General features: G+C 46.0%; 24 protein-coding genes. 14 read left to right on the top strand and 10 right to left on the bottom strand.

The window, feature by feature from the left end:
* Positions 1 to 9: 9 nt before the first annotated feature.
* The gene (yihA, locus tag RT717_RS05850) at positions 10 to 621 is read right to left on the bottom strand and encodes a ribosome biogenesis GTP-binding protein YihA/YsxC (RefSeq protein ID WP_317490803.1); all 612 of its coding nucleotides are present in this window, start codon (positions 619 to 621) and stop codon (positions 10 to 12) included.
* Between the two features lie 146 nt (positions 622 to 767).
* Between yihA and ubiE the strand changes: the two genes are divergently transcribed.
* The 3 genes from ubiE to RT717_RS05835 all read left to right on the top strand — a co-directional run bounded on the left by ubiE (position 768) and on the right by RT717_RS05835 (position 3,063).
* Positions 768 to 1,490 (top strand): bifunctional demethylmenaquinone methyltransferase/2-methoxy-6-polyprenyl-1,4-benzoquinol methylase UbiE, encoded by a 723-nt coding sequence (gene ubiE / locus RT717_RS05845; protein ID WP_317490802.1) that lies wholly within the window; start codon positions 768 to 770, stop codon positions 1,488 to 1,490.
* Positions 1,439 to 2,176 (top strand): type IX secretion/gliding motility protein PorT/SprT, encoded by a 738-nt coding sequence (gene porT, locus RT717_RS05840; protein WP_317490801.1) that lies wholly within the window; start codon positions 1,439 to 1,441, stop codon positions 2,174 to 2,176. Before ubiE ends, porT begins: the two co-directional genes overlap by 52 nt.
* Positions 2,177 to 2,310: 134 nt before the next feature.
* A complete protein-coding gene (locus tag RT717_RS05835; protein WP_317490800.1) occupies positions 2,311 to 3,063 on the top strand; it encodes an SDR family NAD(P)-dependent oxidoreductase in 753 nt (250 codons plus the stop codon).
* On the opposite strand, the gene RT717_RS05830 is transcribed toward RT717_RS05835, so the two are convergent.
* Positions 3,064 to 3,567 (bottom strand): cytidine deaminase, encoded by a 504-nt coding sequence (locus tag RT717_RS05830; protein ID WP_317490799.1) that lies wholly within the window; start codon positions 3,565 to 3,567, stop codon positions 3,064 to 3,066.
* Positions 3,568 to 3,647: 80 nt separating this feature from the next.
* On the opposite strand from RT717_RS05830, the gene RT717_RS05825 reads away from it, so the two are divergent.
* Positions 3,648 to 5,003: a saccharopine dehydrogenase family protein gene (locus tag RT717_RS05825; RefSeq protein ID WP_317490798.1), complete on the top strand. Its 1,356-nt coding sequence runs from the start codon at positions 3,648 to 3,650 to the stop codon at positions 5,001 to 5,003.
* 6 nt (positions 5,004 to 5,009) lie between these two features.
* On the opposite strand, the gene RT717_RS05820 is transcribed toward RT717_RS05825, so the two are convergent.
* The gene (locus RT717_RS05820) at positions 5,010 to 5,720 is read right to left on the bottom strand and encodes a tRNA1(Val) (adenine(37)-N6)-methyltransferase (RefSeq protein ID WP_317490797.1); all 711 of its coding nucleotides are present in this window, start codon (positions 5,718 to 5,720) and stop codon (positions 5,010 to 5,012) included.
* 282 nt (positions 5,721 to 6,002) lie between these two features.
* On the opposite strand from RT717_RS05820, the gene RT717_RS05815 reads away from it, so the two are divergent.
* The gene (locus tag RT717_RS05815) at positions 6,003 to 6,485 is read left to right on the top strand and encodes a helix-turn-helix transcriptional regulator (protein WP_317490796.1); all 483 of its coding nucleotides are present in this window, start codon (positions 6,003 to 6,005) and stop codon (positions 6,483 to 6,485) included.
* 11 nt (positions 6,486 to 6,496) lie between these two features.
* On the opposite strand, the gene rnhA is transcribed toward RT717_RS05815, so the two are convergent.
* From rnhA to aroQ, 4 genes are read right to left on the bottom strand one after another with little or no spacing between them, the layout of a single operon-like run.
* Complete coding sequence (rnhA, locus tag RT717_RS05810) at positions 6,497 to 6,955, bottom strand: ribonuclease HI (protein ID WP_317490795.1); 459 nt, start codon at positions 6,953 to 6,955, stop codon at positions 6,497 to 6,499.
* Entirely contained in the window at positions 6,952 to 7,527 is a 576-nt protein-coding gene (locus tag RT717_RS05805; protein ID WP_317490794.1) for a MarC family protein, read from the bottom strand. The genes rnhA and RT717_RS05805 overlap by 4 nt, the downstream gene beginning before the upstream one ends.
* A gap of 46 nt (positions 7,528 to 7,573) precedes the next feature.
* A complete protein-coding gene (locus RT717_RS05800) occupies positions 7,574 to 8,641 on the bottom strand; it encodes an aminotransferase class V-fold PLP-dependent enzyme (RefSeq protein ID WP_317490793.1) in 1,068 nt (355 codons plus the stop codon).
* Entirely contained in the window at positions 8,638 to 9,060 is a 423-nt protein-coding gene (gene aroQ / locus RT717_RS05795) for a type II 3-dehydroquinate dehydratase (RefSeq protein ID WP_317490792.1), read from the bottom strand. Before aroQ ends, RT717_RS05800 begins: the two co-directional genes overlap by 4 nt.
* 85 nt (positions 9,061 to 9,145) lie before the next feature.
* Between aroQ and xerD the strand changes: the two genes are divergently transcribed.
* The 4 genes from xerD to RT717_RS05775 all read left to right on the top strand — a co-directional run bounded on the left by xerD (position 9,146) and on the right by RT717_RS05775 (position 14,494).
* A complete protein-coding gene (gene xerD, locus RT717_RS05790) occupies positions 9,146 to 10,045 on the top strand; it encodes a site-specific tyrosine recombinase XerD (protein WP_317490791.1) in 900 nt (299 codons plus the stop codon).
* 50 nt (positions 10,046 to 10,095) lie between these two features.
* A complete protein-coding gene (locus tag RT717_RS05785) occupies positions 10,096 to 11,118 on the top strand; it encodes a quinone-dependent dihydroorotate dehydrogenase (RefSeq protein ID WP_317490790.1) in 1,023 nt (340 codons plus the stop codon).
* A 138-nt stretch (positions 11,119 to 11,256) separates the two neighbouring features.
* Positions 11,257 to 13,725 carry an FtsK/SpoIIIE family DNA translocase gene (locus tag RT717_RS05780; protein ID WP_317490789.1) on the top strand — a complete coding sequence of 823 codons (2,469 nt, stop codon included), beginning with the start codon at positions 11,257 to 11,259 and terminating at the stop codon, positions 13,723 to 13,725.
* A gap of 130 nt (positions 13,726 to 13,855) precedes the next feature.
* The gene (locus tag RT717_RS05775) at positions 13,856 to 14,494 is read left to right on the top strand and encodes a LolA family protein (RefSeq protein WP_317490788.1); all 639 of its coding nucleotides are present in this window, start codon (positions 13,856 to 13,858) and stop codon (positions 14,492 to 14,494) included.
* Positions 14,495 to 14,574: 80 nt separating this feature from the next.
* Here RT717_RS05775 and RT717_RS05770 read toward each other — a convergent pair whose 3' ends face one another.
* Positions 14,575 to 15,636 carry a DUF6588 family protein gene (locus RT717_RS05770; RefSeq protein WP_317490787.1) on the bottom strand — a complete coding sequence of 354 codons (1,062 nt, stop codon included), beginning with the start codon at positions 15,634 to 15,636 and terminating at the stop codon, positions 14,575 to 14,577.
* A 268-nt stretch (positions 15,637 to 15,904) separates the two neighbouring features.
* On the opposite strand from RT717_RS05770, the gene RT717_RS05765 reads away from it, so the two are divergent.
* Genes RT717_RS05765 through RT717_RS05755 form a run of 3 tightly spaced genes read left to right on the top strand, consistent with a single transcriptional unit; the run spans position 15,905 to position 18,927 of the window.
* Positions 15,905 to 17,155 carry a 3-deoxy-D-manno-octulosonic acid transferase gene (locus tag RT717_RS05765; protein WP_317490786.1) on the top strand — a complete coding sequence of 417 codons (1,251 nt, stop codon included), beginning with the start codon at positions 15,905 to 15,907 and terminating at the stop codon, positions 17,153 to 17,155.
* Between the two features lies 1 nt (position 17,156).
* The gene (gene rsgA / locus RT717_RS05760) at positions 17,157 to 18,080 is read left to right on the top strand and encodes a ribosome small subunit-dependent GTPase A (protein WP_317490785.1); all 924 of its coding nucleotides are present in this window, start codon (positions 17,157 to 17,159) and stop codon (positions 18,078 to 18,080) included.
* Positions 18,081 to 18,117: 37 nt separating this feature from the next.
* Positions 18,118 to 18,927 (top strand): phytanoyl-CoA dioxygenase family protein, encoded by an 810-nt coding sequence (locus tag RT717_RS05755; RefSeq protein WP_317490784.1) that lies wholly within the window; start codon positions 18,118 to 18,120, stop codon positions 18,925 to 18,927.
* Here the strand turns inward: RT717_RS05755 and RT717_RS05750 are convergent.
* Positions 18,898 to 19,857 carry a glycosyltransferase family 2 protein gene (locus RT717_RS05750; RefSeq protein ID WP_317490783.1) on the bottom strand — a complete coding sequence of 320 codons (960 nt, stop codon included), beginning with the start codon at positions 19,855 to 19,857 and terminating at the stop codon, positions 18,898 to 18,900. The genes RT717_RS05755 and RT717_RS05750 overlap by 30 nt on opposite strands.
* Positions 19,858 to 20,206: 349 nt before the next feature.
* On the opposite strand from RT717_RS05750, the gene RT717_RS05745 reads away from it, so the two are divergent.
* Positions 20,207 to 20,659 carry a sulfotransferase family 2 domain-containing protein gene (locus tag RT717_RS05745; protein ID WP_317490782.1) on the top strand — a complete coding sequence of 151 codons (453 nt, stop codon included), beginning with the start codon at positions 20,207 to 20,209 and terminating at the stop codon, positions 20,657 to 20,659.
* A 195-nt stretch (positions 20,660 to 20,854) separates the two neighbouring features.
* Here the strand turns inward: RT717_RS05745 and RT717_RS05740 are convergent, their stop codons facing one another.
* The gene (locus RT717_RS05740; RefSeq protein WP_317490781.1) at positions 20,855 to 21,781 is read right to left on the bottom strand and encodes a GNAT family N-acetyltransferase; all 927 of its coding nucleotides are present in this window, start codon (positions 21,779 to 21,781) and stop codon (positions 20,855 to 20,857) included.
* Positions 21,782 to 21,923: 142 nt separating this feature from the next.
* On the opposite strand from RT717_RS05740, the gene RT717_RS05735 reads away from it, so the two are divergent.
* A complete protein-coding gene (locus RT717_RS05735; protein WP_317490780.1) occupies positions 21,924 to 23,066 on the top strand; it encodes a tetratricopeptide repeat protein in 1,143 nt (380 codons plus the stop codon).
* Positions 23,067 to 23,070: the final 4 nt, after the last annotated feature.

Here is a 23,070-nt window from a genome sequence, read left to right as displayed (position 1 = left end):
ATTCAACGCTTAATCATTTTTTTGCATAAAAAGCCCATTGGCTTCTTCTATATAGCCGAGTAATTCTTCCTTTCCCCGCTTGTCTTCAGCAGAAGTCACGAAGGATGGAGGCAGAAAAATCCAATACTTCTTCAATTCCCTCATAAAGGCCGCCACCGAAGACTGGGTATGGTTTTTTGATTGCTTGTCGGCTTTTGTGAACACAATCGACAAGGGAATTTCGTTCTCTCCCGCCCAGTTAAGAAACTCAAGGTCAATTTTCTGGGGAGGAATCCTCGAATCGATAAGCACAAACAGGTTGCACAGGTTTTTTCTCTCCAGCAAGTATTGCTGGTTCATGATCTCCCATTTGGCCTTTTCTGTCTTACTTACTTTGGCCCATCCATAGCCCGGCATGTCCATCAGCAGCCACGAATCGTTGATCAGGAATTGGTTGAGCAACTGGGTCTTTCCTGGTTTTGACGATGTTTTGGCCAACTTGCTGTGGTTGGTCAGCATGTTGATGAGCGACGACTTGCCGACATTACTGCGCCCAATGAAAGCATACTCCGGCAGCTCGGATTCGGGGCAGGTATTAACGTTGGCATAGCTTGCCAGAAAAGTGGCTGTATCAATCCGCATTTTTTGAAATTTTGGCAAAGATACAAACCCTGCCGAGAACAAATTTTAAAAACGCAAGGTTTGCAGTATACTTGCGAAAAGTTTCGCACACCAGTTCCCTCATTCATTGCGCTTTTACTGGTTTTATTGACAATTATTTGCACTAGATGACCGTAGTACCCTACAAAGAAAAGGAAGGAAGCAAGAAAGCTCAGGTGGCTGAAATGTTCAACAACATTAGCCGCCGGTACGATTTCCTCAATCACTTCCTCAGCCTTGGCATCGATATCGTTTGGAGAAAAAAAGCTGTTCGGGAGCTCAAAGAGATCAAGCCAAAGCAAATACTCGACATTGCGACGGGCACAGGTGATTTCGCTATTGAAGCCCTTTCATTGAAACCCGACAAAGTAATTGGCGTCGACATTTCGGAAGGCATGCTGGCCATGGGCAAGAAAAAAATTGCCCGCATGAAGCTGGAAGATAAAGTCGAACTTCAGATGGGCGATTCAGAAAAGTTGCTCTTCGATGACAATACCTTCGATGCCGTCATCGTTGCCTTTGGGGTAAGGAACTTCGAAAACCTGGAAAAAGGATTGGCCGATATGTGGAGGGTGCTGAAACCAGGAGGAAAAGTGGTGGTGCTGGAGTTTTCAAAACCCACCCGCTTTCCTATGAAGCAGCTTTATAGCTTTTATTTTAAGTACATATTGCCTATTATCGGCAGAATGATTTCTAAAGACCGGGCGGCATATACATACCTTCCCGAGTCGGTAAAAGCGTTTCCCGACGGGGTGCTTTTTACTAACATACTGGATCGGGTTGGGTTCAAAAAAACAATATGCAAACCACAAACCTTCGGCATTTGCTCCATTTATACCGGCATCAAGTAGCAACAATCGTTTTGCTGCTTGGCCTTGCTTCGCCATCCATAGCGCAGCACAGCACTGTTATCAATCTACCCAACTACACAGAAAAGTTTCTTCATTACGGATTTGGCATGGGCCTGCACAGTTCCCGATATGCGATTCAATATTCCGATGCCTTTGCTGACGACGATACGCTCCATTCTATCGTTCCGCACAGCCTCGGTGGTTTCAAAATTGGCTTTATCTCCAACATGAGGGTGCTGCAATACCTCGACTTTCGTTTTTTGATTACAGTAGGCTTCTACGAAAACAAACTATTGTATCGGTCGGTGACGGGAAACACGCTGGAGCAGCTGATTGACGCCACCACAGTGGAGTTGCCTATGCTACTCAAATACCGGTCGGTAAGGAGAGATAATATTGGCATGTACCTGATAGGCGGCATTACTCCCACCATTGAGGCCCGTGGAAAAGACGACAAAGCTGACGCCAGCGAGCGTTTGCTTACGAAAAGCACTTCTGTGGCGCTGGAGGCAGGTGTTGGCTTCGACCTCTACTACCCGCTGTTCAAGTTCGCTCCTGAAATCCGCTACTCCTGGGGAATCTCCAATATCCTGACTAACGACGTCAACAAGTACAACGATCCGCTAAAGCGGGTTTCACCTCACAACCTGACCCTTTACATCACCTTCGAAGGCGGTCCATCTTAATTCCGCCGATGACCATTCTCAACTTTCAGCGACTATTTGTCCACTGTTTGTGGCAGGCTATGCACCATTTGGTTGAAGTTTAGGTCACGATATCTTTAATTGCTGCTGTTTACTCACCAAAGCATTTTAGCTCCATGAAAAAAATTGCCCTCATCACAGGTGCCACGTCAGGCATTGGAAAATCAACCGCTCACTACCTTGCCGACCAGTTTTACCTGATCATTTGCGGAAGGCGAAGAGACAAGCTGGAGGAGCTGGCGCACAACCTGCGAACCGAAACTGATGTGCACGTACTGAGCTTCGACGTAAGAGATCAGCGGGCCGTGAACCAGGCCATTGAGTCGCTGCCATCTAACTGGAAAGATATTGATGTGCTTATCAATAATGCCGGCAATGCGCACGGCATGGATGTTATTCATGAGGGCAGCACGCAGGATTGGGACGACATGATTGACATCAATGTGAAAGGGCTGCTTTATGTAAGCAAAGCCATCATCCCTGGTATGGTAGAAAAAAAGTCGGGTTTTATTGTAAACATTGGGTCAATTGCCGGGAAAGAGGTGTATCCCAAAGGCAATGTGTATTGTGCCAGCAAGCATGCCGTTGATGCCATCACGAACGGAATGCGACTAGATCTGAACCCCTATGGAATTAGAGTAACGGGCATTCACCCTGGCCTTGTGGAAACTGAATTTTCGCTGGTTCGCTTCAAAGGCGACGAAGAAAAAGCCAAACAGGTTTACAAAGGCATGAAGCCTTTAACAGGAGACGATGTGGCGGATGTTATCAAGTACGTGGTTACCCGGCCTCCTCATGTGCTGCTAAGCGACATCGTGCTATTCCCGACCGCCCAGGCGAGCGCCACCATGGTGCACAGGGAGTCGTGATCAAATTTCGGATTCGAAAGGAAACGGCATCAAATCACTGGCTTTTTCGAGCACCAGCACTTCATCGTTGGGGTACAGGAGTAGCAGCTTGAACGGACGACGTTGCTTGTGCTGCATTTCCATCATCACCTGCCGGCAGCCTCCACACGGGTGAGCCGGCTCAGCCACTTCCGACTTTGCCGGAAAAGCGACAACAGCCAGCATTTCAATAGGTGTGTCGGGGTAATTGGAGGAAGCATGATAGAGGCAAACCCTCTCAGCGCAAAGCCCTGCAGGAAAGGAACGATTTTCCTGATTGGAACCGGCCACGACAGTACCATCAGCCAGCAATGCCGCCGCCCCCACCTGAAAGTTGGAATACGGTGCGTGTGCAGTGAAGCGTGCCTGCAAGGCGCTTTTCACTAGTGCAGCCTCTTCTTTGCCCAGCTCATTTAATGGCACGATTGTATAATCGATTTCTACTTTACCCGTTCTGCTCATGTATACATATTCGATGGACAGCATTATACTGATTTATTGTTGAAAAAGTTTTAAAGCCTCCACCAAATCGGCTAATTTTCGAGCGATTTAACCCAAAAATATACATGACGAAGCGCATACTGTTAGTCGGAGCAGGAAGATCTTCCTTCTCTTTAATCAACTATCTCATTAGCCTCCTGAAAGAAAACAACTGGCAGCTTTGCATCGGCGATCTCGACGTTGGTTTCCTGAGTGAAAAGTTTGGCTCAGCTGAAAACGTACAGGTAATTTCTTTTGATATTTTTAACCAGGAGCAGAAAACCAAAGAAATAACCAAATCCGACCTGGTCATTTCTATGCTTCCCGCCAAGTTCCATATCCACGTGGCTGAAGTGTGTGCAGATCATGGCATCAACATGATTACGGCGTCGTATGTTACCGACGAAATCAAAGCGCTTGATGAAAAATTCAAAGCCAAAGGAGCCATTTGCGTCATGGAAATGGGCCTCGACCCTGGCCTCGACCATATGTCGGCCATGAAGGTGCTTGACCGGATCAAGGACAAAGGCTACAAACTCCATGCGTTCGAAACCTTCACCGGAGGGCTGCTGGCCCCCTCCACCGAGGATAACCCCTGGCAGTACAAGTTCACCTGGAACCCCCGCAACGTGGTGTTGGCAGGGCAAGGCATTGTGAAATTCATTCAGGAAGGGCGCTTCAAGTACATCCCCTATCACAAGGTGTTCAGGCGCACGGAAGTCATCCACATACCCGGACATGGCTATTTTGAAGGATACGCCAACAGAGACTCACTGAAGTATGTCGACTCCTATGAGCTTCAGGACATCCAAACCCTTTATCGGGGCACGTTGCGCAGGCCTGGGTTCTGTAAGGCCTGGGACATCTTCATTCAACTCGGAGCCACCGACGACTCCTTTAAAATGGAGAGAGTCGACGAAATGACACACCGGCAGTTTATCAACTCCTTCCTGTATTTCAATCCACATGATTCCGTAGAATTGAAACTAGCCCATTATCTGAATATTGACATGGAGTCGGAAGAAATGTACAAGCTGAAGTGGCTGGGTCTGTTCGATGATGAGTTAGTTGGATTAAAAGAAGGCACTCCGGCACAAATCCTGGAGCATATTCTGAAGAAAAAGTGGACGCCCCGCAAAGACGAGAAGGACATGATCGTGATGTGGCATAAGTTTGATTTCAAAGAAGGCGACCAGGCCAGGGAAATCCAGTCGTACATGGTGGTAATGGGTGACAATGCCAACGATACGGCTATGGCCAAAACAGTTGGGTTGCCGCTTGGCATTGGCGCTAAGATGATTTTGAATGGTGAGTTCAAACTGAGCGGTGTGCAAATACCTACGAAAAGAGAAATCTACAAGCCGGTACTGAAAGAACTGGAAGCCATGGGGTTCGAATTCAACGAAAGGGAAATAGACTTGATGGAGACCGCCAAAGGATAGAAACTGTCATAAATTCAGGTAATAAGGCGCCAGCAGCTTTTCAAAGGCTGCGGTATAGGCGTTCGAGTCGTCTCGTATCACCAGTTCACTTTGCGTTGTTTTGGCTTCAGTTTGCCCATAGCAAGTGATCATTCTGAATATCGAGCCACCCTCCTTGTTCCTGATGATGTGGTTTTCCAACGGGTGCAGCCCTTTTGATTTAGCCGTTTGGGCAAACAGCCCTGCCTCGTAGGCAGGATAGATCACGTAGAATCTTCCTTCCGGCTTTAGCAACTTACTCACAACGCCGGCAAGATCCTCCATCGAAAGGCTGTAGGTATGCATCGCCAGCTTTCTTCTCACATCATCGGATGGCAGGTAGTTGGTGTAAAATGGCGGATTGGAAACGATCAAGTCGAAACGGTCCTTCGTTTGTTCTGCAAACACCTGAATGGTACTGTTGACTATACTCACTCTTTCACTCCACCGACTGCCTTCCACATTCCGAAGCGCCTGGGCAGCTGCCTCCTCGTCAGCTTCAACCGACGTTATTTTACCATTCGTTCGTTGAGCGATCATTAAAGCCAGCAGGCCCGTGCCGGAGCCAATGTCCAGCACGCTGGCATCGTTGCCGCAGGTAGCGATAGCCCCCAGCAGGCAGCCCTCAGTGCTCACCTTCATGGCTGCGCCCTCCTGGTTGATCCTGAATTGCTTGAATTGAAAAAAGTTATTTCCCATACAATATCGCCGTCAAAATCTCTCATCTTCCAGTGACACGTTCATTTGCAGTCTGTAAAAATTGCCATTTGGAAGGCTAATACGATTTCTGGCGTTAAAAATACCTAAAAATAGGTATAGAAGTCCGTGTTATTCTTGGGTACTTCGATACGTACAAAAACGACAGCGGAAATCCTGTTCGGGAGCGATACTGAGAAAAAGTAAAACGTCCGAAAAAATGACCTGAGCAATCATTGGGGTTTCTGAAAATGTCGAACCACTAACTTCTAACCCCGTGAGGCAATGCAACCTGAAACCAACAATGATAAACCAATTGCGGATGATCTTAAAAGCTCATCTGTAATAGGGCTGATTACCAATTACAAGAGAAAAGGAATGTTTGAAGCTCGTTTGGTAGAAAAAGAAGACGATGACAAAAAATATATCTATTTGAAAGTGGGCCACGAAGACTTTTATATTGATCTGGACGAGAACGACATCCTGAGCGATATGTTCTCAGAGCATGAAATGGCCTCACTTATCGAGGAACTGATCATTGAAAATTTAAGACTGGAAAGCAACCTGAGGGCTGCATCACAATGGCTCACAACTGATGAGTCGACTATTTTGGAGCTATCGGCCAAAGGATACAACGCACAGCAATTGTGCTCAAAAACAGGCCTTTCATCAGACACTATCGAAACACTGAAGAGAGAGCTAAGCTTAAAACTGAACAAGAGCAGCTTCGAGGAGGCTCTGGAATTTATCAGAATCAAGAAACTTTAGTAGTCGTAAGTTTAAGTAGTAGAATCCTCGAATCCTTGGTCAACTAGTAAGTGCGGAGCTTCAGCGCTTTGCACTGCTAGCTGATCACATCTCTCATTCTCTACGTTACCTGCATGGCCCTTCACCCAGTGAAACTTCACTTTGTGAGGTGATGAAGCTTTTAAGTACTCCTCCCAAAGGTCCTGATTTTTCTTTCCCTTGAACCCTTTCCTCACCCAGCCTGCCAGCCAGCCTTTTTCCACAGAGTTCACCACATACTGTGAGTCGGAGTATACATCCACCTGCACGCCCGGCCTTTTGAGCGCCTGCAGCCCTCTGATGACAGCCAGCAGCTCCATTCTGTTGTTCGTAGTAAGCCTGTAACCTTCACTTAGCTCCTTCCTGAGGTCTTTGTGCAGCAACACAGTGCCGTAGCCACCCGGGCCGGGATTGCCTTTCGCTGCGCCGTCGGTGTACATGATTACCTTCATGTCAGCAGATTGGTTTTAATCAGTTTGATGGCTATCGAAAGCAAGATGATTCCAAATACCTTCCGAAGGATGTTGAGCCCGGCTTTGCCCAGTTTACGTTCGAGCCAGTTGGTAGTTTTTAACACCAGATAAACGAACAGCAGGTTGACCACAATGCCCACCAGAATATTCGGCAGCGAGTACTCGGCCCTAAGGGAAAGAAGGGTTGTCATGGTGCCTGCCCCGGCAATAAGGGGAAAAGCAATGGGCACAATGGAGCTGGATGTAGCTCCTCCCTCTATTTGCTCGTGCTTAAAGAACTCTACCCCAAGTATCATTTCCAAACCAATAATGAAAATCACCAGCGCTCCGGCAATAGCAAATGAACTGATATCAACGCCAAAAAGGCCAAGAATTTTCTCTCCCAGAAAGAGAAAAACGATCATCAAAACTCCTGAAGCCAATGTAGCTTTTTCTGACTGTATATGGCCCACCTTCTGCCTGAGCGACACAATGATGGGAATGCTACCCAGAATGTCGATGACAGAAAAGAGGATGAGAGAAACAGAAAGAATTTCTTTGAAGCTGAACATTTTCCTTTTGAAAAATTGGGAGCGCAAATTTTGCTCTCTGAATCAGCTAATCAAAGTTTTTCTTGAGGAAAAACCGAAGCGATTGGATTTCTTTTTTCTTGATAGATGGAAAGTTGGCAATTCGTATCGTGTCTTCTTTCCACTCACCGTAGCCACTTCCTAAAGTAAACCCTGCATCAGAGGCCTTCTCCAGTAGCTCTTTTATCACCGAAGGCTCAGCTTTCAGCGGAATGACGGTGGTAGAACGTACCGATTCATTCTCTACCAGCGGTGTCCATGAGTCGAACTTGTTCAGAAAATCCATCCAGTCGAGAAATCTGTTTTTGACTTTTCGGTTAATTTCTTCAATAGGCCTTCTGTCTTCCATCAGCCGGTAGAGCAGATAAATGCCTAAAATATTGGGTGTGTAGGGCGTCTGATCCTTTCTGCTATTGACAATAGAAAAGAGAAGACTGTTGTAATGATCATTCTCATTCAATTTCTCAGCCTTTGCAACGGCGGCTGGCGATAGAATCATAATTCCCATGCCTGAGGGCAGACCGAATCCCTTTTGCACAGAAGCAAACCAAACATCGGCCATTTTGAAAGGCAGGGTTGTGGCCGCCATGCTGGACGTGGCATCCACAGCAATGAGCCTGTCAGCGAATTGCCTCCGCAGGATTGTCAACTCTACGTCGCTTACCTGCGTGCCGTTGGAGGTTTCGTTTTGAGTGACGCATACAACATCCACCTCTTCAGGAACGGAAAGTAGTTTTATCGGGACAGCATCTTCTATGTCAAATGAAGCGGCATGGGTTTCAACACCAAGCTTTCCGGCATATTCACACCATTTATTACCAAACGCTCCGTTATATACATGAAAACTGGCTTTTGCTGTCAAGCTCTGCGCAATAATCTCCCAGCATTCCGTAGCCGACGAGGTGAAAACGATCTCATAGTCTTCAGGAACATCGAGCTTCTGCTTCAGCAACTTCTTTGTCTTTTTGAAGAGCTTCATAAAGGCAGCACTCCGATGGTTTTCGGACAGGATTCCTTCCATGTAAGCATCATAGAAGTACTCAGTTACCTTTGCATTGACCCTCGACGGTCCCGGATAGAAAGAGATGCGACTCATTTATTATCAAGCAGGTATTGAACTCCTAGTTTGTAGCCGGTTAGCCCCAATCCACTGATGATGCCAACACAATTCTTTGTCAGATAGCTATGATGGCGAAAAGCCTCACGGGCATAAATATTGGAGATGTGAACCTCCAAAACCGGCGTTTCGATGGCGGCAATAGCATCAGCAAGCGCCACCGAGGTATGCGTAAAAGCACCCGCATTGAGCACAACGCCTTTTTGCGAAAAACCAATTTTATGCAAATAGTCGATCAGCTCCCCTTCGTGGTTCGACTGAAAATACTGCAAATCGACAGACGGAAATGCTTTCTTGAGTTCTTCGAAATAGGTTTCAAACGACTGAGCACCATAAATGCTTTTCTCACGCACTCCCAGTAGGTTCAGATTGGGTCCGTTAACGATACTTATTTGCATACCTTAAGCCTGTGTTATCTAAATATTTCGTAAAGTAAATGTTCCTTGACTATTGGCAAGTACAATTCTCCTAAATTTACTGCCTATGGCCTGGGAACTCTACATTAAGCAATTTAAAAATTACCTGAAACTGGAGCGCTCTCTGGCTCAGAATTCTATCGACGCCTACCTCCACGATGTGCGCCTGTTTGCACAGTTTATGGAAATCAAAGGACTTTCGCTGAGCCCCGAAGAAGTAAAGCCAAAACACATCCACGACTTTCTGGAACATGTGAATGAACTTGGCCTGGCAGCCCATTCGCAGGCACGAATCATCTCCGGCCTCAAGGCCTACTTCCGGTTTCTGCTGAATGAGGGTGATATACAGAAAGACCCGATGGCGCTTATTGAATCGCCGAAATTGGGGCGTAAGCTACCCGACACCCTTGATTACAACGAAATAGAGCAGCTTCTGGCGGCCATTGACCTCTCGACCCCCGAGGGCATGCGAAACCGAACCATTCTGGAAACGCTCTACGGGTCGGGTCTCAGGGTGTCGGAATTAGTAGGTCTCAAAAGGGAAAACGTGTTTTTGGATGTGGATTTCCTGAGGGTGCTTGGTAAGGGGAGTAAAGAGAGGCTGGTTCCGCTTGGCTCCGATTCAAAAAAGTACCTGACTATGTACATGAATGAGGTACGAGTGCATATTCCCATCAAACCCGGCAATGAGAGCTTTGTGTTTTTAAACAGACGGGGCTCGAAGCTCAGCAGGGTAATGGTGTTTATGGTCATCAAAGACCTGGCAGCGAAAATTGGGCTAAAAAAGAAAATCAGCCCGCACACCTTCCGTCATTCTTTTGCTACCCACCTGATCGAAGGCGGTGCCGACCTGAGAGCTGTGCAGGAAATGTTGGGACACGAGTCGATCACCACCACGGAAATCTATACCCATCTTGACCGGGACTATCTGAGGCAGGTGATTACGCAGTACCATCCGAGGAGTTAAAATTGGTGGATTAATGCTTTGTTGTTTTCTTTGCCTATAAATATCGTTGAATGTACAAAGCCCTTATTAAGCCCCTCTTTTTCCTCCTTTCCCCTGAAAAAGCGCACTATCTCGCCATGGATTTGCTTTCGCTGGCTTGCAAAATACCTGGCGGAAAGTGGCTGATGTCTACACTCTTTCGCTACAATCGACCGACACTTGAAAAGGAAGTCTTTGGTATCAAATTCCCCAATCCGGTGGGCCTGGCCGCTGGGTTCGACAAAGATGCCAGGTGGATCGACAGCCTGGATGCTCTGGGGTTTGGCTTTATTGAAATCGGTACATTGACGCCAAAAGCGCAGGACGGAAACCCGAAACCACGGCTTTTCAGGTTGCCTGAAGATGAGTCTCTAATTAACCGCATGGGGTTCAACAACCAGGGAGTAGACGCTGCGGTGGCAAGGCTTCGCCAAAGAAAGTCTAGGGTAATTGTTGGCGGCAATATTGGCAAAAACAAAGTGACCCCGAATGAGAAAGCTGTCGACGACTACGTGCTCAACTTCCTGAAGCTATTTGATGTGGTCGACTATTTCGTAGTGAATGTAAGCTCGCCCAATACGCCCAACCTCAGGGCGCTACAGGAAAAGGAGCCTCTAAAAGAGCTGCTATCCAGCTTGCAAACGGTGAACCTTTCCAAGCCAGCACCTAAGCCTATTCTGCTGAAAATTGCTCCCGATTTGACCAACAGCCAGTTGGATGACGTAGTGGAAATTGTCACGGAAACCGGCATTGCTGGCATTATTGCCACCAACACCACTATCAGCAGAGATGGCCTTGTTACTGACCGCCAAAAGGTAGAACAAATTGGCGCAGGTGGTCTCAGTGGAAAGATTCTGAAATCAAGATCCACCGAAGTTATTCGCTACCTGCACGAAAAGACCGGAGGAAGTATTCCCATTATTGGCGTGGGTGGCATCTCTACAGCCGCCGATGCGAAGGAGAAACTTGACGCTGGTGCATCACTTGTGCAGGTGTACTCTGGCTTTATTTACGAAGGCCCGGCCATTGTGAAAAATATTCTAAAACAGCTTTGATCTTTGCAAAGCTTTCTGCAGAAAGCTAATAATTACTGTCGAAGGCAGCTACAAGAAACTCCTGAGCCTTTCGTTGAATTGCTGAAGAGGTATCACTATTTTTGAGGCTTATTCATACATCCTGGGAGAACCTCCTACATGGCAAAAAACACTTTCAAAACAAATAATTACAAAAAAGAAGAACCAAAGAAGGAGAGCACGCCCCTTCCCAATTTTTTCAAGGACAAAAGAACCCACCTCGTTTTCGGCTTCTTTTTGCTCATTCTTTCCATATTTCTATTTGTATCATTTTTCTCCTACTTGTTTTCGGGCAAGGCCGACCAAAGTGTGGTCGAGTCGTTCATGGACACGGGCATCAGAGCTTCCGGCTCAGAAATTAAAAACTGGCTGGGGCTTCTCGGGGCAGTCACCTCACACTTCTTTATTTTCAAGTGGTTTGGTATTGCGTGCCTGCTGGTTCCCCCGTTTCTATTCATCGTGGGGTTCAAAATACTATTTGGCAAATACCTGCTCCCCCCCTTTCGGGTACTTTCGTTCTCTTTGTTCTTCATCTTTTGGACAAGCCTCCTGCTGGGCTTCTTTTTGCTTTCCAGTAATGAGATTTCGGAATACGGATTCCTTAGCGGCGGCATCGGCTACGAGCTGGCCCTGATTTTTAACGAATTCATGGGCTGGGGCACCTTCTTGTTTTTGGTTTTCGCATTTCTGGCTTTCAACATCTATTTCTTCAACATCACTAAACTTTTTACTGAAACAGTTCCTGCTCCTGTAGTCGAAAATGAGGCTGGGGAGGGAGAAATTGTGGAAGAAACAGAAGAGGTTTCCGACGAAGAAGAGCTCGAAAGCTGGACTGTCAACGGAAAAGAAAACGAAGAGCCGATAGAGCTAGCCCTTGACAAAGAGCCGCCGGTAAAAGAAAAAAGCACTGGTAATGTGCCGCTGGAGCTACTCAACGAGGAAGATTTGGAGGCTGAGCAGGAGGTGGACAAAGCCCTCAAAAAAATCCTCAGTTCATCGCCCAAGCCTTCGGTCGCTGAAGACGTGGCCCTTGAGGTAGAGGAGGTTGAGGAAGAGGTAGTTGACGGAAAGCTGGCCAACTACGACCCCACTCTCGACCTGCCAAAATACAAGTATCCAACGCCTGAGCTGCTGAACGACTACCCCGACAACAAGGTAAAAGTTACAAAAGAAGAGCTGGAGGCCAACAAGGACAAGATTGTAGAGACCCTTACCAACTTCAAAATTGGCATTTCCAGCATCAAGGCGACCATAGGCCCCACAGTTACTCTCTACGAAATAGTGCCCGACGCCGGGGTGAAGATTTCGAAGATTAAGAACCTGGAAGATGATATTGCGCTAAGTCTGGCTGCTCTGGGAATACGGATTATTGCCCCTATTCCGGGAAGAGGAACCATAGGCATTGAAGTGCCTAACAAGAACAGGGAAATGGTGGACATGAAGTCGGTGATCATGACCGAGAAGTTCATGAAAAGCGACAAGGAGCTGCCCGTCGTTTTGGGAAAAACCATCTCCAACGAGGTTTTTGTTCTTGACCTTGCCAAAATGCCTCACATGCTGATGGCTGGAGCCACGGGACAGGGAAAGTCGGTGGGTATCAACGTACTGCTCACCTCTCTGATCTACAAAAAGCATCCGTCTCAACTCAAGTTTGTGCTGGTCGATCCGAAAAAGGTTGAATTAACGCTATTCAACACCATCGAGCGGCACTTTTTAGCGAAACTGCCCAATAGCGAAGAAGCTATTATCACCGATACCAAGAAAGTGATCTTCACGTTGAACTCGCTTTGTATCGAAATGGATCAGCGCTACGATTTACTGAAAGATGCCGCTTGCCGGAACATCAAAGAATACAATGGAAAGTTTGTTAACAGAAAACTGCTTCCGACCAAGGGGCACCGGTTCCTTCCTTACATCGTGGTGGTGATTGACGAATTAGCAGACCTGATGATGACAGCTGGGAAGGAGATAGAAACGCCCATTGCACGACTTGCGCAGTTGGCAAGGGCCATTGGCATTCACCTGGTGGTAGCCACGCAGCGCCCTTCAGTGAACGTAATCACTGGTGTGATCAAAGCGAACTTCCCGGCAAGGCTTTCTTTCAGGGTAGCCTCCAAAATTGACTCCCGCACCATTCTCGACGCCGGCGGCGCAGATCAGCTGGTGGGCATGGGCGATATGCTGCTGTCTACAGGAAGCGACATCATCAGGTTGCAATGCGCTTTTGTTGACACGCCAGAGGTAGAAAGGGTGTGCGAATTCATTGCAGCTCAAAGAGGTTATGACACCGCCTACATCCTTCCGGAATTTGATGGAGACGAGGGCGGCGAAAGCGGAGTGGGCGAAGTGGATCTATCGGACCGGGATGCCTTGTTTGACGAGGCAGCCAAGCTTATAGTTATGCACCAGCAGGGCAGCACTTCCCTGATTCAAAGAAAAATGAAACTCGGCTACAACAGGGCGGGAAGACTCATCGACCAGTTGGAAGCAGCCGGAATAGTAGGGCCATTTGAAGGCAGCAAGGCGAGAGAAGTGTTGGTAAAAGACGAAATGGAGCTGGAATTCATCCTTAAAGGGCTTGATAATTAAACTTGGCACCAAACTTGGACAACTGCTACCTGACCTTCGCAATCTGAAGCATTCGAATTTTATTGAAAGATTGGTGAGATAAAAGATGTAGTTTTACAAGTTGGAAATGATAGTTTTAAAAAAAGAAGCAATGACATTAAAAGGAGTATTGAGTTTATTAGCATTAGTATTCACCACTTTTGTTTACGCACAGCAAGACCCGGCTGCAAGAGAAGTTCTTGACGCCATGAGTAATAAGTACCGCAAGGTACCAGCCTTCACTGCCGATTTTACTTATACGCTTGAGAATCCTCAGGAAGGACTTAACGAGCAGTTTGTGGGCAAAATCACCGTAAAAGGAGCAAAGTTTAAGCTTGAGCTCGAGGGGCAGGAAATCATCAATGATGGCGAAACCGTATGGACGTACCTTGGCGAAGTGAACGAGGTAACAATCAATACCTACAGCCCAGGGGATGCTGAAATTAACCTGAATAATATCTTTGACTTGTATAAAACAGGTTACAAATACATGATGGTGGATGATATGACCACCGCCACCAAAAAGACTGTGGACTTGGTTCCCGACGATAAAAACCTGAACTACTTCAAAATAAGGATGGATATAACAAGCGCAGGCAACAACCTGAACAGCTTTAAGATCTTCGACAAATCGGGTAACAGATACACTTACGCCATTACGAAATTCACTGAGCAGCCAACACTTAGCGACAAGGTGTTTGTGTTCGACATAGCTGCCCACAAGGGCGTTGAGGTGATTGACTTTCGTTAGTCATCCTGCTTCAGAAGAATATAAAAAAGGAAGGCCATCGACGTTTCGATGGCCTTCCTTTTTTATTCGTTTTGATCTGATTATCTGACGCTAAATCCAACGCCAACACTTAGGGTGTTGTACTTCTGCACGGTGTAGTCACCATGAAGAGTGAGGATCGCCAGTTTCAAACGAAGTCCGATGGTGGCTCTTGCGCCGCCTGACTTGAACATCAAGTCGACGGGGTCTTGCAATTCTATATCGGCAGCAGCACCGTTGGAAGCTTCGGCTTGTATGGTATAAGTGCCCAACATTTTCAAGTTCGACTTGATCGAATTGGCGCCAAACCCGCCGTACACAGTAAGGATGGATAGCTTTTTCGATACAAGTATCTGGTAAGTCAGCGAGCTAACTGAAATCTCCCCGGTTCCGTCATCAGTGATTTCAGAACCAGCAAAGCTGTTTTCGGCACTAAGCTTTGTGTAGCCAATAAGTACCGAGGCATCAAAAGGGAGCACTTTCATTCCAGGAATCCATTGTTTGAAGTCATGCATGACACCAATACCGAATAGGCTGATGGAAAAGTCCTCTGAAGCAATAGTTGGCATCAACCTCAGTTTCAAATCCGTGCCTTTCGGCAAGCCTATGCCCAATTGTGCCACAGGTGTTGGTACATAAGGAAACCCAAACCCTGAAGGTAGCTCAACAGCGCTATTTACCGTATAGGTCTGCCCCTGGTATTCTCTTTGATAACTTAACTGTAATTCTGATTCAGTGTCTCCTGGCCCGAAAAGTGTTTCCACATCGGCAGTGCTTTGGGCAGCGCCTCCATTTTGACTCACGCCAGTAATAGAACTGTAGTCGGACGCATTGAACTTAAAAACCTGCCCTTCTTGCGGAACTGAGGCCAAATTCACGGAAACAGTCAAATCAAAACCGGGAAATTTGTGGGGAGCGGCAGTGTTGTACCAACCATTGGCCATCCCTACGCCAAAGCCGGTAAAAAAGGGCCCTACGTAGTTTTCCAGCAATTTTTCGGCATCATCGCCTTGCGCTTTCAACACTTCAGAGAAATCCTGACCTTTTGACTCCTTTGAAGAAAACACAACAATAAAAAGGGCTAACCCGAGACAACTAAAAACTTTTGTAAAAACAGACTTCATACGCTATACGATTTAGATTGGTTCATTATTTAGTCAAACCTATTAAAATGTAATTTTAATCAATTCATCTCAAGATTTATCAAAATGTTCTCAAAATTGACTTTTTCGGACGTTGGCATCAATCCCCTAAAGTGGGTATTTATTTTGCATAGCCCCCGTTGACTTAAAAGAGAGCGCACAAAGTCCGCCCAAAATGCTTCTATCTGCATTCCCTTCGAAGAAGCGAAGTTGGTCAGCATGGTGGTGCGTTTTTTATTTAATTTGCGGCATGATCTACTTCCTTTATAAAGCAGGGGCCTGGTTATACTTTGCTTTAATAAGAATTGTTGCTGTTGTTAACCCGAAAGCTGCCCTTTTCTATAAGGGAAGAAAGAACTTGTTTCAAAACCTCGCAGATAATTTACCTGCTAGCAGCGAGCCACTTGTTTGGTTTCATGCCGCCTCACTGGGAGAGTTTGAGCAGGGACGGCCCGTAATTGAAGAACTCAAAAGAAGGCTGCCAAACGTGAGGATTCTGCTCACTTTCTTTTCACCATCTGGCTTTGAGGTCAGAAAAGGGTATGCGATGGTCGACTATATCTGCTATCTGCCCATTGAGTCTGCAGAAAACGTCAAGCGTTTCTATGACCTCACCAACCCCACGCTGGCTGTATTTGTGAAGTATGAGTTTTGGAAAGAATATATCGACCAGGCACATAGCCGAAACATTCCGCTACTGTCCATTTCATCTATTTTTTGGGAAGCCCAGATTTACTTCAAAAGCTATGGCAAGTTCCTTCGGGAGTCGCTCTACCATTTCGATCACTTCTTTGTGCAAAATGAAACCAGCAAGCAATTGCTTGAAAGTATCAACATCGACAAAATAACCGTAGCCGGTGATACAAGATTTGACAGAGTGACCGCCATAAGGCAGCAAGCAAGGGACATTGAGATAGCCAGAGCATTTAAAGACGATGAGTTGGTCATTGTGCTCGGAAGTGTCTGGGAAAGTGACATGAAAGTACTCTTTCCAGCCCTCAACTCATTGGGCAAGAAAGTCAAAATCATTATTGCCCCACACCAAATTGAGTCAGATTTTCTGTCCAGGATTGAAATGAAATTCAATCACCCCTCTGTCCGTTTTTCGAAGGCGACGGCTGAAACAGCAGCCAACTTCAGGCTTCTGTTGATCGATAATATTGGGATGCTATCATCTCTTTATGGTTATGGAGAAATTGCCTTTGTGGGAGGAGGCTTTCGGGGAGGGCTTCACAATACACTGGAACCAGCAGCTTTTAGCATTCCAGTTCTTTGGGGCGACAGCGAATCAAATGCAAGGTTTGCGGAAATCGCAGGTCTTATCGACTCGGGAGGTGGGCTGCCAATAAGCAACTCAGCCGACGCTACCAATGTGCTCACCGATCTGGTGGAAAACACAGAATCAAGAACGCAGAAAGGCAAGGCAGCGGGAGATTTCGTGCAAAGCAAAACTGGAGCCACCAGCACCATAGTTGACTACCTCACCAAACAACTTAAATAGCATGAAGGGCAGAGTCATTAAGTCGACAGGTTCGTGGTATTCAGTGCTGCTGGAAAATAAAGAAGTGGTGAACTGCCGACTCCGGGGAAAATTCAAACTGGACAAGCAGAAGGTGACCAACCCGGTAACGGTTGGCGACTGGGTGGAAATACTTGTTGAACCAAGTTCTGACACCGAGTATATTATTACTGATATTTACCCCCGAGACAACTACATCATTAGAAAGTCGCCCAAAAAACTGGCCTATGGGCACCTGCTGGCTTCTAATATCGACCTGGCAGTACTGGTTGCTTCCGTCGTTTACCCAAAAACTTCCACAGGCTTTATCGACAGATTTTTAGTCACTGCCGAAGCCTACCGCATACCTTCCCTTATTTTGTTCAATAAAAAAGACTTGTGGGACGAGGAGGCACGCAGTTTTGTGGAAGAAATGGTGAACACGTACAAATCGATAGGTTATTCGTCACTCATAATGTCGTCATTTAACGACGTGGATATTCAAAAGCTAAGAGAAGTACTGCACGGAAAAACATCGCTGTTTTCAGGCCATTCAGGCGTAGGAAAATCGACCCTTTTGAATAAGCTCACTGGCAATATCACCCAAAAAACGCAGGAAGTGTCTGACTTTGCGAACAAGGGCGTCCATACCACGACATTCGCCGAAATGTTTGAAATTGAAAAAAATACTTTTGTAATTGATACGCCGGGCATAAAGGAGCTGGCTTTGGCAGAAATTGAAGAGGAAGAGCTTAGCCATTATTTCCCTGAGATGCGGGAACTCATTGGCCAATGTAAGTACCATAACTGTACTCATACCCATGAGCCTGGGTGTGCCATAGTTGAGGCACTGAATAATGGAAAAGTGCCGGCCAGCAGATACAACAGCTATCTGTCGATGTACGACGACGAGGACAATCGCCGGTAGCACAGCCAGAAAAGAGCAAAAGATATAACTAAGAAAAATGAAGGCAAGAGTAGGATTTGGATCAATTGACTACAAGGTGGAAGGGGAGCCTTTTGTTGGCAGGAATGAGGTACTGGCAAAGCTGGATGATGATCTTACTTCAAGAAGAAACTGGCACAAACAGGGCTATGTAATAAAGAAGTTCCTCCCTTCTGGCACCTACCTTCAATTTCATGGCGGTATGGAAGAACTATTCCGCAAGTGCCTTAGCCGGGCAGGTGTCGAAGTCAGCTCAAATTTCAAGTCAAGCAATTACCACGAGCTGGTAAAAAGCAATTATGATCTTCACCTTAAAGTAATCGAACAAACCAAACTGCTGCAATGGTATGATCTGCCTATTCATGTGTCAATAATTGAGGAGGTTGTCTCAGAGATAGTGTCGGTACCCGTGAGGTCTATCAAGCCCATGAACGGAGAAAGAGTTTTCCATTTTCGGGTGGTGAGGCCAGGGGAGCCAGACTTCAATCCGTTGCACCGTGACGCCTGGCAGGCAGAAAACAAGGGTGCCATCAATATCTATGTGCCGCTTGTGGGTAGCAATCAAAACTCGTCACTATTGCTGGCTCCGGGCTCGCATTTGTGGCCTGAACACAGAATTACCCGAACGAAGGAAGGAGCTGTCATGAATGGCGTGAAGTTCAATGTGCCAGGGGTGATAGACTCTCAAATTCCGATCAATCTTGAGCGGCCTAACCCGGGTATCAACCATGTGATGGTGTTTTCTCCCTACCTGATCCATGGCGGGGCTATCAATAAAAACCGAAGAACTACACGGATATCACTTGAAATGAGATTTTGGCGCAAATAAATGCCTTTGCAGCCAATGGTAACTGTTTCGCAACCACCTAAAATCAATTTTACTGCGGTTGATAAGCTCCAAAATAAGGTAAATCAAAGGGAGGCGTCCATATCCCTTAAGCAAATCCAAAAACAAGGTGGCTTCTTTGTGGTTGGCACTAAACACCGACTGGCGTATTTCGTACCTGAGCCTTCGAATAAGTGCCTGATCTTCCTCTGCTGACCGGTTCATTTGCTGAATTTTCAGGCAAATCAGGTAGGTGGAATACAGCTGTCTGTCTCCTTTTTTGTACCACCCCGTCGACAGAGAGCTTGAATGCTTCCTGATCGAAGTTAGCACTTCAGGCTGATAGGCATACTTATACTTCCTGGCCGACCTTACCCAAAAATCGAAGTCTTCATAGGCGAGCTGTTCATCATATCCACCAAGATCATCAATTACCTGCTTCCGGAACATCATAGTGGGGGGAGCGATAAAGTAGGTAGAGATCAACTCTTTGTATATATCACCCTGCGGAGGAACAATACGTGAAGAGAAATGACATCCCAAAAATGCACCTTTCTCGTTGATGTAATTTGCGTTTGAATAAATAACACCATACTTGTCAGACAGAGACTCAAAAAAAGCAACTTGCTTTGATACCCTGTCTGCCAACAAAACATCGTCACCTGCTAAGTCGATAATAAATTCTCCAGTAGCCATCACCATTCCCGAATTAAATGCGGCACAGTTTCCAGCATTTTCACTGTTGGCTATAAATTGAATTTCTGGTCTCCCTTTGATTGCTTCTCTGATTACATACTGGCTATTGTCCGTGCTACAATCATCAACTATAATCAACTGAATATTGCCGTAGCTTTGTTCAAACACTGATTCAATTGCCTCGGCGACGAATTGCTCCTGGTTATAACATACGAGAATGATTGAAACTGACTTCAAGCTATTGATAAGTTACTGGCTACTTTATAAAAAAGTTATTGATGACTACTTTTAGGCATTGCTGTAGAGAGGCTCATTAGCCGCAAAAATATTTGTACAAGACTCCTTCGCAACTACCTACCCGTAAAAGTGAATACCCCATGAATCTTTTTAGATTGATCAGACGAATTCCTTTCACGCTAAATACTGTAGACTATGATAGGCGTTGGCATCCCGATCAGCTGCATAAAACTGGCTTACCGGATGAACACGCAAGCTATCAGTTTCCCGTCAAGAGTAACCTTTCTACCAGGGTAAGTCGGTCTTTCTAAAATCAGTTATTCAAAACCTGTCCATAATAAAGTCCTGTTTGTTCTACTACCCAAATATAATTCCAGATCCTGAAAAGAAAGTGGCTTATCTCCTGATACCCAAGGCCGGAAGCTCTTCGATTATTTATTTACTACTGCACGGAGACATTAACTCAGGGAAAATTGACAACAGAGAGGAAGAAATTGAGAGAGCTGCATTTTACTTCAGAGCCACAAAACTCTCTCCTCTGCCGAGCGGCACCGAGTATTTTAGTGTTGTTAGAAATCCATTTACCAGGCTTGTGTCGGCATATCTCGATACATACAAAACCAGCGACTCTTTCAAGAGCAACTATGATTGCTATTTTTTTGGTTTATTCAGACAAGAGTATTCATTTACTGAGTTTGCTGATTGCATTTCCTTAATACCCAGGCAACTGTTAATCGATCAATTAAAACCACAACAAATGATCATCAAAAGCTTTCGGGCAAAAACGATAAGGCTATTCTAGCTGGAAACCAACACTCAGCAAATCAAAGAGTTTCTGGGAAAGTAGAGGGTGTCGCTCCCAAAGCTGAATGCAACCCGAAAGGACGACTACCGAATGTACTACACTCCCGAACTACTTGAAAACGTTTACAAAATTTAAAAAGAAGATATCCAGTCGTTCGACTATGTTGACGAATACCAAAAAATCAAAGACTACCTATCGTTTTCTTAAACAAACGCTATATCCTTTGACCCCCCCCATCCTATCTTTAAATTCACGAAGTCCTTCTTGCACTTCTCCTTCGATCGAGGCTCTTCCCAAGTCAATCAATCTATAGTTAGACTTTTGCGCCCATTTGTAAAGATTGAAAATAAGCATAACCATCGGACTAAATTGGCTATAGGCTGCACTGGCCGCAGGCAGGAAGTAATAAAGCACTTCACGGGACACAGTTACCGTGATGCACGCCGCAATCACTTCTTCCTGATCTCTGACAACAAATAGATTGTAACTACCTTTCATATTCACCCATGACTTCCGAAGAACCTCAAGCGAGATATTCAGCGGAATACTTTGCTCGGTTCGGCAGGCCTCTATAAATGAATAAATCTCAGCTAGATGCTCAAAAGGCTCCTCAGCAAAAAGAAAGCCTGCTTTCTCACACTTCGCCAACCTCCTCAGCTGGCTGTCATGCATGGACTCTGATAGCGACCGTTCGACGGATACTTCAATATACTGCTGCGTGTCCTGGAATGCGACAGTAAAGCCTGCTTCTCTTAAAGAGTTAGAAAACCAGCTTCCGGTTGTGGACAGGTAACCTGTATAAGGCAAAAAAACCGTCAGTGGCCTGCCCTCTGATTTCCTCAGTACTGCATTTGCGAGCAACCGAACATCTGGCTCATTAACCTCCTCCGATGCCGACACCCCCCCAAAAGGGCTTTTAGGTAAACTAACCCATCCACTCTCTTCCACAGAAAAATGAATGATGGCATGCACCTCCCCACCACTCTCCAAAGTAAATGACACATACCCACCATCAGGAAATTGGTTTCCCACAAATGCCATAGACTGAAATAGCAACGGATTAAACGCCCACTGCCTTTTTTCCAGGCCCTTTCCATTCTGATAGAAATTTACCTCCATACAACCTGGGTTACTCATGTTTGACGCCAGCCTCCGTTGACCATCTTATTGCTAAAGAAAAAAGCTTCGTTACATAATTCATGCATAGTTAGACGTTTAGTTTTTAGTTTTGCAACTGAATGAAAGATTATTGCTGCCATTTATGAAACCAACCTTTGGGCTAGTTACTGTTCTATTGTTCGTCATCCTCTCCCCTCCTCACACCGCAACATCGCAGGAAAGGCTTCCGCTTTTTAGCAGTAAGAGTAAAATCAAATTAGTGCAGCTGTGCGTGGATCACATCTACAACATGGAATTTGATGAGGCCAGAGTGCTTTACAAAGAGATAAAAATTGCTTTGCCGGGCCATCCTGCACTAGACATGCTGGATGCCTTTTTCATTTCGTGGCAGGAAATGCCTTTCAATGTTCATTCTCCGGGTTACAAAGACCACATAGCAAAACTTGAAGCGGTAATTGAAAAGTCGCAAAAAATATTGAAAGAGGACGCTGACAATGAAGAAGGTATTTTCTTTGAAATGTCGGCGAGGGGGCTATTAGCTGAATATTACGCTGACGAAGGCAGCTACATGAAGGCCATCAGCGAGGCTAAACAGACTTATGATTTCATCAAAAAAGGGTTCGAACTGACTGACAAAAACCCGGAGTTTTTGTTTACCGTTGGCTTGTACAATTATTTCAGAGAGACCTACCCTGAGAGGCATCCTATCTACAAACCATTTTTGTGGTTTTTTAAAAGTGGGGACAAAGAGCTGGGCCTTAAGCAGCTTGACCAGGCCTGTCGGCAAGGGGTGCTGACGAAGGTGGAAGCTAACCTTTACACGTCCTACATCTACCTGCGGTACGAGAACAATCCAGAAACTGCCCTCAAGTACCTTAGAAGGCTTAATAAAGACTATCCAAAAAACCCCTTTTTCCAAACAAAGCTCGCTGAGGCCCTGGTGATGAATGGGCGCTACAAGGAAGTGAGTCCACTGGCCGACGAGCTTCTTGCAAATTCAGACGCTTACTACCGCATGTCGGCCAATCTATTTCTGGGAATTATAGAGGAAAAGAAGGCTGCGAATTTGGCCGACGCCACATATTATTACCAGAAGGCACTGAGCGAGTCGGCTACTTTTGAATTTAAGGGAGAGTACTACAAAAGCCTTGCCTACCTGGGCTTGGGTCGAATTTTCCGCAGCCAGGGCAACAGCGACCTTGCCGATGGGCAGTTTAACCTGGCCATTGAATGGGCCACTACTGAGGAAGTAGAAAAAGAAGCCAAAGGTTATTTAAAACATTAGTGAA

It is taken from the genome of Imperialibacter roseus, assembly GCF_032999765.1.
Taxonomy (GTDB): domain Bacteria; phylum Bacteroidota; class Bacteroidia; order Cytophagales; family Cyclobacteriaceae; genus Imperialibacter; species Imperialibacter roseus.
Note: the sequence above shows the minus strand (reverse complement) of the source record. Positions and strands in the feature narration are given on the sequence as shown.